Below are 10,831 nucleotides of genomic sequence, written 5' to 3' on the forward strand. Positions count from 1 at the left end.
ATGGCGGCCGACGAGCTTTGGGGTCCGCTTCGCTTTCGCTTTTTCATCGCCGACGATGAACGAAAGACGATCACCCAGCCTGAAGCGATCGAGAGCGGATGGCCCGGTGTCGCCGCCGAGCCGGTCGACGAATCTCTCCTGTTTCGCGGTCATGTCGCGGTCGATCAGCCGATGCCGCAGCTGCGCCCGATCTTTCCCGGAACGATGCGCTTCGTGATCGATCCCGCCTCGCTCGGGCAGGCCACCTCGCCGATCGTCGTCGATGCCAAGGGTGTGATCACCGAAGACTCGCTGGCGGCGTTCGACGGCATTCTCGGCCATATCGTCCTGTGGCTGGCACCGACGCATCTGAAAGCGGCCGAAGCGGCGATGGCGATCCCCGAGATCGGTCCCGCACCGACGGCGGCCTGGTATGGTCCGGTCCGGCTCACAAAAGCTTTTCTGCGCGAGGCCCTTCTCGATCCGGTCGACGGGATGCTGGCGAATGCGATGCCGGAGGTCGACATCAGCCGCAAGATCGAGCCGGGCGACGTCGGTTGGCAGAGGGCGGTGCTTCCGGCCTTTCTTGCGGGCACCTACGAACCGACGCTGCGCGCCGGCAAGGCCTGGAACGGGACGCAGGACGATGCCGAAAGGTTGCAAATGCCCGAGCTTTGTTATGCCCCGGGCGGTGCGACGAGAGTCGAGCTTCGCCTCGCGCTTGGCCGATGCCCCGAGGGTGGCAGGATGCCGGACACGCCCGCCAGACCTCTGGTCGAGGCGGTTCCGACCCGGCTGCTTCTGCAGCATATCGCATCCCAGATCGTCGATATCGTCCGCGATCCCGCCGCGGAGAGCGCCGCCGCCGCAGCCGTTTTCCAGGGCCGATATGACCGCACGGCCTGGGTTTCGAAATTCGGCGATGCCGTGAATGCGATCGGCTTCGGCACGCTGTCGGCAATATCCCACCCGTTGAGCTTCAGGCTGCGCGAGCTCCAGATCGCCGCCGGCGGCGCCTTCATCGCGGGCGCCAGCCCGGGACCGCCGGTCCGCCCGGAGCGCGATTTGCGCAATTTTCGCTGCGCGGCCAATCCTGCCCCGTACAAGGATCGCATTACCGGCCTCGCCAATCAGGAGACCCGCGGCCTTGTCGCGCTCTGGACGCGCGAGCAGTTTCACAATCCGCTGCTCATCTTCGCCATGGACGCCGCCGGACTGAGCAAGGGCCTCCCCAAGGCAGGGTCGCGGCCGGTGCGGGAAGATCTGTGGGTTCGGAACGAGTTCCCCGATATCCGTCCGCGCATGTTCGCGGCGGATATCGCAGCCCTCGCCCGGCCGGGCGCCCGATTCGATATCCAGAAGGCCGAGCCCATCGGGTGGTATACGACAAGTTATCTTGGAGGGCCCGTGGCCCTCAACACGGACAACAAGGATTATGTCGCGGTCGCCGACGCCGAGTTCACGCCATCGAGCATGCTCGGGATCGCAAGCGACGCATTGCTGTCGGAGACGTCGCTGGTCGATACGCGGTCGACGTTCAAAGTGATCCGGGCCGTGGCCGAAGAGGAATGCTGGGCTTATCTCGACGGCATCAACGCCTTCGATGCGGGTTATCTCTCGGTCGGCCTGTTCCACTGGGCAGCCTCGGGGGCTGGCGCGAACCCGACCGCGCCGCATGAACTGGGCGGCTTGGTCGCCTATCTGCGCTTTTATGACGAGCAGAGCCACCGGAGGGCGAGCGCCGTGTTCACCGACAACGGGCTCGACACCTCAGCGGCGCTCGACAAGAAGATCGCGGACCATGTGCGGACGCCCAATGGCGAGATGAAATATCCGGTGCCCCTGGGATTCACCGACCATCGCGGCGAGGTACGGCCCGCCACGTCGCAGGAGATCACCGAATATCTTCCGTCGTGGCGCTCCTTCTACCGGCAGGTGAAGGCAGGCCGGCGCGACAGGGACCTTACCCGGGCCTTCTACGAGATGGCGAAACGGCGGCTACGCGACATTCACAAGGTCCGTTTTCCAGACGATGTCAGCCCGACGGACAGCAGGACTCATCCGTCGACGGGGCGAACGATCGGCAGCGTCTTCACATCCGAGCTGATGATCGCGCTGATCATGCGGTGGCATGTCAATCAGCCGTCGGCCATCATATCGGGTGATGCGCCGAGCCGCCATTTGCGACGGATCTACGAGCAGGCTGCCGCCTCACTTCCCGCCGAGGCGAATGGCGACGCGTGGGAGGCCGCATTGCTGGCCGCATTCAAGATCGAGCTCCATGCCTATGTCGTGGCGAGCGGGCTCAAACCCGACGCGAGAGACAGTGATCCTGACTGGAAGAAGTATAAGCTCGGCTTCCTGCTATCGCAGTCGGACGATATCGAGAATCCGCAATGGACCCAGCCAAGGGCGAAGAACCCGCGACAATATCGTCTCGACCCGCAGTTGCGAAATCTGGCCCGGACGGGAAACAGCTTCCGCCTCGACCGCAATATCATCGAACCAAAATGATGCGTGTACGCTTAACTTTTAGATCTCGTTGACAAAGTTTGGTAGCCATTTACACCTCGCTACGAGGTTGACGAAGATTGCAAATAATAGGGCGGTTTTGTCGTAGCGCGTGGCGACACAGCGGCACTGCTTGAGATGACTGAACATGCGCGCGATACGGTTGCGATCCCACCCACATTGTTCGGCCCAGCGCCGGAACCGCACATAGACCGAGCTCCACAGACCATAGCGTTCATGCATGTCGCGCCACGGACAACCTTGTCCAATCTACTGTAACATCGACGCCCGGTGCGAGCGTCCGCTCTCGTCGAAAGCCGTCGTTCGCCGCTCTCACCGGAATGGCGGCTTCGTCCCACATCACGTCGTTCCGCGCCGACCTCTGCGGCGCCTAGGGCTTGATCAGTTCACATGAACGAATGGGCAAAGTTGGGAAGCGCAACAAGGCCGCTGAATGGCTGGAAATGGGTCACATAGCTCAAGGCAGCATTTGCACGCCGAAGGCTTGAAAATGCTTGATACAGGACGCCTGTAAGTTGGATCTGTAAAACCCCACAACTTTGTACGCATTGTCTTGACGCAGCGGGCCACATCTCTAGATATATTGTCACGGACACCCGTTGCGTCGAGACGCCGTCGACCCCTCGCCGGGGAAAGGCCGAGTCGGCAAGAACGCGAGCATACCTGACCCGCTGTACGCCTGCCGTCGTCGACGCGGTCGGCATGCCTATCCCGATCGGGAGGCAGTGGATCCGGTAACGGATCGGACCGGGCTGTCAGGTGCCAGGGTCTCTTCAAATCTCCGACAATGAGGAGCCCCTTATGGTTATCCGTGCCCGCAAGCCGAAGACACTCGCGAACGCGATTGTGTTGAAGGACAGCGACAACCGCTTCACCTCCCCGGCTTTAATCCGCGCGATCGAACGGAGTTTCGGCAGGATCGACTTCGACCCGTGTTGGCATCCGGCAAGCGCGGTTCGTCCACGCGCGCATCTCGATGTTCGCCGCGGCGACGATGGCCTTCGTGACGACTGGTCAGGGGACGTCGTGTTCGTCAACCCGCCCTGGTCCAAGCAGAAGCGCTGGCTTGAACGGGCGCACGACCAGTGGTCGAAGCACAAGGTGGGGACGGCCGTCTGCCTAGTTCCCGCCAAGACCGACACCGGGCTCTTCCACCACGTCCTGTCGAAAGAGGCTGACGTGTATTTCATCGAGGGGCGTCCGCACTTCTTCAGGGAGGACGGCAGGTCCGAAGCGACCATGGTCAGCGCGATGGTCGTGATGTTCGGCGCCACACCAGAACAGAAGCGGCGGTTCGCCGAACGCGTGCGAGGGTCGTGGTGGCTACCGAGCCGCCTCGCGACCGATTTCACCGGACGCATTCCTGGCGACGCGCCGCGTGTCGCCACGACATACCCGGTCATATCCTGTGCCGCTCCGCCTAGGGGCAACGGCTCGAGGATCGTCCTTTGCGCGCCCGGTTATTAATCCCAGGTCGCGAAGCGAAGCAGGTCGAGTTCAAGCATCGTATCCTGCTCGGTTGCGATCGCGGCATCGACGAAGCCCGCGACGAGCTTCGGCATGAATGCGGTGGTGTCGAGTACGACGCCGCCCCCCATGCGCCGGGCTGCGTCGATGGCCGATGCCGGCGAGACCACGGCAATGTCGCCGAGCGTACCAGCATAGCGCTCGTCGTGACGGCCCTGTCGGCCCAGATCGTGGAGCGCGCTCGGGGCGATGACGATGACCGTCTCGTTGCCGAGCGGTCGTCGGGCGAGATAGGAGACCGGCAGCGCCTCCCTCGCTCCGGCAAGGAGCGCCGGGGCCAGCCTCGGCCAGCACTCGATGACGTAGCGGGCGGCAAGCGAGGGCACCATGAATGCCGCCATCAGCCGGACAGCGGTGGCGAAGGCTGTCAGTTCCGCAAGCCCGTACGCGGGCCCATCGGCCCGCCCTTCCCGATGCGGCGGCATGCCGAGGCGCTGCAACTGGCGGACGCGCGCCGCGAACGCCGATCGCGCGGCAGGATCGATTCCGCACGCCGCCATCAGCACGGTCACGGCCTGGGCGTAGCGGAGCGTCAAGCGGGAAGCGGGTACGACGGGCATGGACGCTGCATTCCCGGTTCGTCGCTGAACGGCAAGCGGAAGCATTGACAAGCAACGTACACGATCGTATCTGTTACGCGACATGTATGGCAGGACAATTCTCGATACGCGCGACAGCGCCTTTCGCTTTCGCGAGCGGACGCAGGGCGATCACATGCTCGACCTGCTGGTCCAGCCGCGCGGCAGCCATGCCGAACCGGTCGTTATCTGGAGTCGCGGCTTCGCCGACGAGGACGGGCGCGATGCGCTGCTGAACGCCGTGAGCGAGGGCGAGCTCGACATCACTTTTCTGGGACGGCTTACCATGATGTTCGGCGGGGCGGCCCTGGACGATCTCGCCAAGGCGCGCGTCGCCGCGGCCGTGGCCGAGCACGCTGAGGCGCTGGAGGCGGAGGCGAAGCGCGCGCGCGACCGCCTGATAGTCAACCTTTACGCGCGCGAGGGCAAGTACGGCCGCCATCTGCTCGAACTGCAGCGCAAGAGCAGCGGCGAGGCCGACTGGTCGATCCGCTACGATCGCGCGATCGAGCGCGACCGTCTGTGCGATTGGATGCGCTGGCAAAAGGATCGGTTCCTCGCGTTCCTCGATCACGCTGCCGAACATGGCGGCGAGTCTCTCGCACGGATGCTGGTCGACGAGATGTTCGCGACCGAGCGGCGCGTGAAGAAAGAGGGCCGCGGTGCCGGCGGCATGCGGCCCTTGCGGATGTGGAGGGGCGACTGATGGCGACGCTCGCCGCTTTCCAGCCTGCGACGCCTGCGATGATCGTTGGCCACGGTTCGGGCGACGAGCCGCTGCCGCTCGAACTCGGCGAGCCGTTCGCGCTGCTTGGCGGCGACCGGCTCGGGCCCGACGGCATTCCGTTCCTGGTCATGCACGAGCATCAGCCCGAGTTCCTCGACTGGGTGCGGGAACGCTGCGCCGCGATGCTCGCTGTCGAGCGGCCGTGGTTCGGCGGCGGCACGCTGATCCTCGGCGGCGTGCCCGGCGCGGGCCGCACGCATGCCGCACGCTGGCTGGCGCGCGTCGCCGGGGTGCCGCACGCCGTGCTCAACCTTACCGATCCCGTCATCGCCGCCAATGTCGCGGCTTCCGGCGAGATCGGCGAGGCGGTCGGCGCCTCCCCCGTCACCATCGGGATGGCGACCGCCCGCTGCGCCAACCCCATCGTCACCGTGCTCGGCGCCGACCGGGTCGGCGACGATGTCCTCGCCGGGCTCCACGCGATGCTCGATCCGGCGCGCTGCCGCCGCTGGCGCGAGGATCGGCTAGGGATCGATGTCGACCTCGGCGAGGTGACCTGGGTGTTGCAGCGCGACCTTCAACGCGGTGTTCCGTCGTGGGTCGCGCCGGAGGCGGACGCGGTCGCCCTGCGGCCGATTCCGGGCGGAACGGATCATGTGCTGGCGCTCTCGATCTGTCTGGAGGCGATGGGCGACCTCGGCATCGATCCGCGCAGCGGCGCCTGCTCATGGGATCGGATCAGCGAGCAGTTGCCCCGCTATTCCTATTCGTCCGCAAAGGCACTCTATGCCGACATGGTCAACGCGCTGCGCGGATGCCTGCGCCCGACCGACAGCCGCTTCGACCCCCAACCCTTCTAGACAAGGAGAATGACCATGCTGCCCGCCGTCACCGTTTCGTCAAGCACCTCCCTCCTGCCGTCGGTCCTGCCGGCCGCAGTCGCGCCGCGTCGCCGCGCCCTGTATCTTGTCGGCGAGGCGGAACGCTCCGCACCGAAGCCCGTCGCCGAGGCGGGCCGCACGATGATCTCGATCAACGGGCGCTGGACCGCGCTGCGCGGCAGCACCGTCAGCTATGCGCAGCTACTGCGCATCGCCTATCCCGATCGCGAGGGGCAGAGCCCCGGCTCGGCGACGGTTTCGTACCGTCATGCGCTCGACAGCGGGCTGACCGGTCTGTTGACGCCGGGTGACGTCGTGCCGCTCACCGAGGGCCTCCTCGTCAACGTCAATGCCACCTTCGCCAGCTAAGGACGGCAGGACGTGAACGCCAGCATTCGCCCGAGCCCATTTGTATACCCGGACACCGCCTCGCCCCGCGCCGGCATCGAGGCGGTGTCGGACCGGCTCGTCGGCGGCACGATCGCGATCGTCGGGCTCGGCGGCACCGGGTCGGTGGTGCTCGATCTAGTCAGCAAGACGCCTGCGACGCGCATCCTGCTGATCGACGGCGACGCGGCTGAGCAGCACAACGCGTTTCGCTGGCCGGGCGCGATGGCAATCGAAGACATCGAGGTGGGGCTCACCAAGGTCGACTATTTCGCCCGCGTGTATGGCCGCATGCATACCGGCATCGAAGCGCACCCGGTGCATCTTACGGCTGACACGCTCGATCTGCTTAGCGAGGCCGACTTCGTGTTCGTCTGCGTCGACAGCGTCGCAGCCCGTGCCTTCATCATACCCACGCTCGAGGCGCGCGACCTGCCCTATATCGACTGCGGCCTCGGGCTCAGCCTCGTCGACGACCGGCTGATAGGGCTGGTCCGCGTCACCACCAGCACCCCGGTGATGCGCGACCATGTTCACGCCCATGACCGCATCCCGATGACCGGCGATGCCGACGACGCGCTCTACCGCAGCAACATCCAGGTCGCCGACCTCAACATGCTGGCCGGCACGCTGGCGGTCATCCAGTACAAGCAATTGCGCGGCTTCTACCTCGACACCGAAGCCGAGTATCACGCCATCTACGCGACCGACGGCAACGCCATCATCAACGCGGATCGCGTCGCGGGCGCGTGAGCGAGCGGACGTGCTTCACGCCGGGCCGCCGACCAGCCTTCGTCCCGCTTCGACCAGCCGGTCATGCTCGCGAATCTCGTTCGCCGTCGGCCGCCACGGGTGCGCCGGATCGGCATCGCGCGGCAGGACGGCCCAAGCCTCCTTCGGCACCGGTGCGAGCGGCGCTTGGTGGCTCTCCACCTCGAACACGACCGCCGCGCCAGCATGGCGCACGCCAGTGAGCTTCAGGTCGGCTGCAACGATGAAAGGATGATCGACGACCTCCGAGAGGCTGCGCAGGGCATTGCGCCCGCTGTCCTGCTGCAGAGCGCCGAGCAATGTATCCGGGAATGCGCCGACATTGATGCGGATGCACGCTCTTTCTCCGAGGACGGCAACGCTAACCGGGCGCTCGGCAAGCTCGATCGCCTCGGCCACGGCCACGCCCTGGCGGACCCGGATCCTGGCAGCGTACTGGCCAAGCTGCCGCCGCGCCCGCCGCGCCAGATGGCCCGCGACCGGTGCCTGGCTCAGCGCGTCACTCAGGCGGAGCGTCTTGCGGAGCGCCTTCTCCGATCCCGACCAGCGGAGCCAGCGTGCCAGCACGTCCGACCCGCTGACCAGCCACAGAGGAAGCGGCCCGGCAGTCGGGGCCGCCGCCAGCATGGCGCTGGCGCGCTCGAACGCGATCCGCGCCTCGACCGCGAAAGCGAGCTGCTCAAACGCCTTTCCGAGGGTGGCTGCGCTCGCATCGAATGCGATGCTGGTTCCCGCAATCGCTATCCTGAACGCCGCGGCCCCGCCGGTCAGCTGCCACGCCGCGGGATCGACCGTGGCCAGCAGCCGTTCGGCGATGGCCCGCGGCGAACCCCCTGCTCCTGTCATGCTGTCCCGTTGGTCTGCTCCGGCGCGCCCGTAACCGTCGTGGCGGCTTCAGAACGCCGCGAGCTTATGCGCGCGGATCAAGACGTGCGGCAACAGGCTCGTGAACACTGTCATGTCGAGAGCAGCGTTCAGCCCACCCCGCAGCGCGCGGGCCTCGGCCCGGGTCGGCTTCCGGTCCCAGCCGACGGCGCCAACCGGACAAGCACTTTCCAGCAGCATTCGGCGGGCGCGACGCCCGGCGAGAACGATGACCATGCCGACGATGGTTACGACCACCTCGGCAAGCAGGCGCGGCACGATGCGGGAGGCAAGATTGGCGAAAGCGATGACGAGCAGCATGGACATGACGATTTCTCCTTTTCCCCGGCACCCGCCGGATCACTCCAGCCCCTCCCTTCCGGCTTCCAGGCCGTTCCCGGCGGCAGAGCCACGCTATCCATATCGTGCGGGACTTACATGGCTGCCGCACATGGCAAGACCGCATGGCGGAACGCGTGGAGCCTACCCATCCTATCCCGGCCTCGACGCCCCCCGAACTGTTGGCGTTCGTCAAGGCGCTGGCCCGCGACTTGGCGCGCAAGGATGCCGAGCGCGTCCGCGCAGTCGTGCGGTCACCCGACGACCTATGAACATCGCGGCCGGCCTGGCTGCGGGCAACCTGGGAGCGTTGGCATGACGGCCATCGGCACGAAAGTGGCGATCTACGCCCGCTACAGTTCGGATCGGCAATCCGAACGTTCGATTGAGGACCAGGTCCGGCTCTGCCGAGAGCGGGCCGCTCGCGAGGGCTGGACCGTCGTCGAAGTGTTTCCGGACTTCGCGCTTTCCGGTGCGACACGCGACCGGCCCGGCCTCAACGCCATGGTCGCGCGCGCCGCGGACTTCGACGTCGTCATGTCCGAGGCGCTCGACCGCATCAGCCGCGACCAGGAAGACATCGCGGCGATCTGGAAGCGTGTCGAGTTCGCCGGCTGCCGGTTGGTGACGGTGTCCGAGGGACCGATCAGCGAACTCCAGGTCGGCTTCACGGGTACCATGTCAGCGGTGTTCCTCAAGAACCTCGCCGACAAGACGCGGCGAGGCCAAGTCGGGCGCGTTGCCGCCGGGCGCATTCCGGGGGGGCTCTGCTACGGCTACGAGGCCGACATCCAGGTGCTCGCCAATGGCGAGATCGATCGCGGGCGGCGACGGATCGTGCCGGAACAGGCGGAGATCGTGCGTCGCATCTTCATCTGGCGCGCGGAGGGCCGAAGCACGAGCTTCATCGTGAAGCAGCTCAACCGCGAGCGCATTCCGGGGCCGACCGGCGGGCCGTGGCGCATCTCGACGATCTGCGGCAGCCGGCAGCGACGCAACGGCATCCTCAATAACGAGCTCTATGTCGGGCGGATCGTCTACAACCGGCAGCGGTTCGTGCGCGACCCCGCAACCCGCAAGCGCATATCCCGTCCAAACCCCGAGAGCGAGTGGAAGCACCAAGTCGTGCCCGAGCTACGCATCGTGGAGCAGCATGTGTGGGATGCGGTGGCCGCCTTGGAGAACGCGCCCGAGCGCGCCGCGGGCATGCGCCGGAGGCCCAGCAAGCGCCTACTGTCCGGCCTCGTCAGGTGCGGCACATGCGGTGGCACCTTCACCGTGGTCGGCGCGGAGCGCTGGGGATGCAGCACAGCACGAGCAACGGGAACCTGCTCAAACACGCGCACGATCAGCACGGTGCAGCTCGAACATCGCGTGCTCGACGCGCTCCGGACCCGCCTCCTGCAGCCCGACCTAGTCGAGGCGTTCGTGGAGGAGTACCGGCTGACCACGGAGGCTGCCCGCAAGGAGATCGCCGCGAGCCAGGAAAAGGTCGAGCGGGCGCGGGCCAAGGTGACCGGACGCATCGAGCGTCTGACCGACATGATGGCGGACGGGATCGGCGGTTACGCCGAGATGAAGGGACGCCTAGCGGCGGCGCTCGCAGAACGTGCCGAGATAGACCGCCGGCTCGAGGACGCGGAGGTCACACCGGCGGTCGCGCTGCACCCCAATCTCGCCGAGGCCTACTGCCGCAACGTCGAGAAGCTGACCGAGGCCCTGAATGCGCCGGAGCTCGAGGCCGGCGAAGCGCGGCTCGCCCTCAGGAATCTCATCGAGCTGATCACAGCGGAACCGCGGGCGGAGGGCCGCGGCGTCGACCTGCTGGTCCACGGACGTCTCGCGCAGATCCTGCACATAGCAAACGACCGCCCTGACTTGAGCCAGGGCGGTCGTTTGCAGAACGTGGTTGCGGGAGCCCGCAGCAAGGCGGACCATACCTCTGGCCAAGATACCGAGGATTGTATGTTCGAGTTGGTTGCGGGGGCGCGCAACAGCGCAAAACAGCAAAAGGCGCCCGAGGGCGCCAATTGTATGTTTGGATTGGTTGCGGGGACAGGATTTGAACCTGTGACCTTCAGGTTATGAGCCTGACGAGCTACCGGGCTGCTCCACCCCGCGTCACGCTCTCCTTGGTGGAGAGCGGTGTGTGTGAATGGGTTCATGTGATGGTTTGTGTTGCAACGCGCTGGCTTCAATGCCTGGCGGCGACCTACTCTTCCATCGCTTGAGCGATAGTACCATTG

11 protein-coding genes, 1 tRNA gene and 1 pseudogene are annotated in these 10,831 nt (G+C 66.0%); 7 read left to right on the forward strand and 6 right to left on the reverse strand.

The genetic code is table 11. The features are described 5' to 3' along the window. Entirely contained in the window at positions 1-2,493 is a 2,493-nt protein-coding gene (locus tag FHY03_RS05130) for a hypothetical protein (protein ID WP_183929155.1), read from the forward strand. A gap of 18 nt (positions 2,494-2,511) precedes the next feature. Here the strand turns inward: FHY03_RS05130 and FHY03_RS21400 are convergent, their stop codons facing one another. Beyond that, a complete protein-coding gene (locus FHY03_RS21400; protein ID WP_409314150.1) occupies positions 2,512-2,760 on the reverse strand; it encodes a transposase in 249 nt (82 codons plus the stop codon). Positions 2,761-3,312: 552 nt separating this feature from the next. On the opposite strand from FHY03_RS21400, the gene FHY03_RS05140 reads away from it, so the two are divergent. Beyond that, positions 3,313-3,978 carry a DNA N-6-adenine-methyltransferase gene (locus FHY03_RS05140; RefSeq protein ID WP_183929157.1) on the forward strand — a complete coding sequence of 222 codons (666 nt, stop codon included), beginning with the start codon at positions 3,313-3,315 and terminating at the stop codon, positions 3,976-3,978. Here FHY03_RS05140 and FHY03_RS05145 read toward each other — a convergent pair. Next, positions 3,975-4,550, reverse strand: coding sequence for a hypothetical protein (locus FHY03_RS05145; RefSeq protein WP_183929159.1), 576 nt, complete (start codon positions 4,548-4,550; stop codon positions 3,975-3,977). The two genes, FHY03_RS05140 and FHY03_RS05145, sit on opposite strands and share 4 nt — an antisense overlap. Positions 4,551-4,752: 202 nt before the next feature. On the opposite strand from FHY03_RS05145, the gene FHY03_RS05150 reads away from it, so the two are divergent. From FHY03_RS05150 to FHY03_RS05165, 4 genes are read left to right on the forward strand one after another with little or no spacing between them, the layout of a single operon-like run. Then, a complete protein-coding gene (locus FHY03_RS05150) occupies positions 4,753-5,322 on the forward strand; it encodes a hypothetical protein (protein WP_183929161.1) in 570 nt (189 codons plus the stop codon). After that, on the forward strand, positions 5,322-6,203 hold the full coding sequence (locus FHY03_RS05155) for a hypothetical protein (RefSeq protein ID WP_183929163.1): 882 nt from the start codon (positions 5,322-5,324) through the stop codon (positions 6,201-6,203). The genes FHY03_RS05150 and FHY03_RS05155 overlap by 1 nt, the downstream gene beginning before the upstream one ends. 9 nt (positions 6,204-6,212) lie before the next feature. Next, complete coding sequence (locus tag FHY03_RS05160; protein WP_183929165.1) at positions 6,213-6,593, forward strand: multiubiquitin domain-containing protein; 381 nt, start codon at positions 6,213-6,215, stop codon at positions 6,591-6,593. Positions 6,594-6,605: 12 nt separating this feature from the next. Beyond that, on the forward strand, positions 6,606-7,364 hold the full coding sequence (locus FHY03_RS05165; RefSeq protein ID WP_183929167.1) for a ThiF family adenylyltransferase: 759 nt from the start codon (positions 6,606-6,608) through the stop codon (positions 7,362-7,364). Between the two features lie 15 nt (positions 7,365-7,379). Here the strand turns inward: FHY03_RS05165 and FHY03_RS05170 are convergent, their stop codons facing one another. Further along, positions 7,380-8,228 (reverse strand): hypothetical protein, encoded by an 849-nt coding sequence (locus FHY03_RS05170; protein WP_183929169.1) that lies wholly within the window; start codon positions 8,226-8,228, stop codon positions 7,380-7,382. A gap of 48 nt (positions 8,229-8,276) precedes the next feature. After that, a complete protein-coding gene (locus FHY03_RS05175; protein ID WP_183929171.1) occupies positions 8,277-8,573 on the reverse strand; it encodes a hypothetical protein in 297 nt (98 codons plus the stop codon). A 327-nt stretch (positions 8,574-8,900) separates the two neighbouring features. Here FHY03_RS05175 and FHY03_RS21405 point away from each other — a divergent pair. Next, positions 8,901-9,965 (forward strand): annotated as a pseudogene (locus FHY03_RS21405) (recombinase family protein); the annotation flags it as partial. A 207-nt stretch (positions 9,966-10,172) separates the two neighbouring features. Here the strand turns inward: FHY03_RS21405 and FHY03_RS20940 are convergent. Together FHY03_RS20940 and FHY03_RS05190 are read right to left on the reverse strand one after the other, a co-directional pair. After that, positions 10,173-10,418 (reverse strand): hypothetical protein, encoded by a 246-nt coding sequence (locus FHY03_RS20940; protein WP_260158647.1) that lies wholly within the window; start codon positions 10,416-10,418, stop codon positions 10,173-10,175. Positions 10,419-10,629: 211 nt separating this feature from the next. Then, positions 10,630-10,706, reverse strand: a tRNA-Met gene (locus FHY03_RS05190). Between the last annotated feature and the right edge of the window lie 125 nt (positions 10,707-10,831).

Origin of the sequence: Sphingomonas sp. BK345 (assembly GCF_014193845.1) — a bacterium.
Taxonomy (GTDB): domain Bacteria; phylum Pseudomonadota; class Alphaproteobacteria; order Sphingomonadales; family Sphingomonadaceae; genus Sphingomonas.

What these genes read in the sequence shown, in the direction of transcription:
- FHY03_RS05175 (WP_183929171.1), bottom strand. Translation starts at nt 8,573, where the DNA reads ATGTCCATGCTGCTCGTCATCGCTTTCGCCAATCTTGCCTCCCGCATC.
- FHY03_RS05130 (WP_183929155.1), top strand. Translation starts at nt 1, where the DNA reads ATGGCGGCCGACGAGCTTTGGGGTCCGCTTCGCTTTCGCTTTTTCATC.
- FHY03_RS05160 (WP_183929165.1), top strand. Translation starts at nt 6,213, where the DNA reads ATGACCATGCTGCCCGCCGTCACCGTTTCGTCAAGCACCTCCCTCCTG.
- FHY03_RS05150 (WP_183929161.1), top strand. Translation starts at nt 4,753, where the DNA reads ATGCTCGACCTGCTGGTCCAGCCGCGCGGCAGCCATGCCGAACCGGTC.
- FHY03_RS05170 (WP_183929169.1), bottom strand. Translation starts at nt 8,228, where the DNA reads ATGACAGGAGCAGGGGGTTCGCCGCGGGCCATCGCCGAACGGCTGCTG.
- FHY03_RS05155 (WP_183929163.1), top strand. Translation starts at nt 5,322, where the DNA reads ATGGCGACGCTCGCCGCTTTCCAGCCTGCGACGCCTGCGATGATCGTT.
- FHY03_RS05140 (WP_183929157.1), top strand. Translation starts at nt 3,313, where the DNA reads ATGGTTATCCGTGCCCGCAAGCCGAAGACACTCGCGAACGCGATTGTG.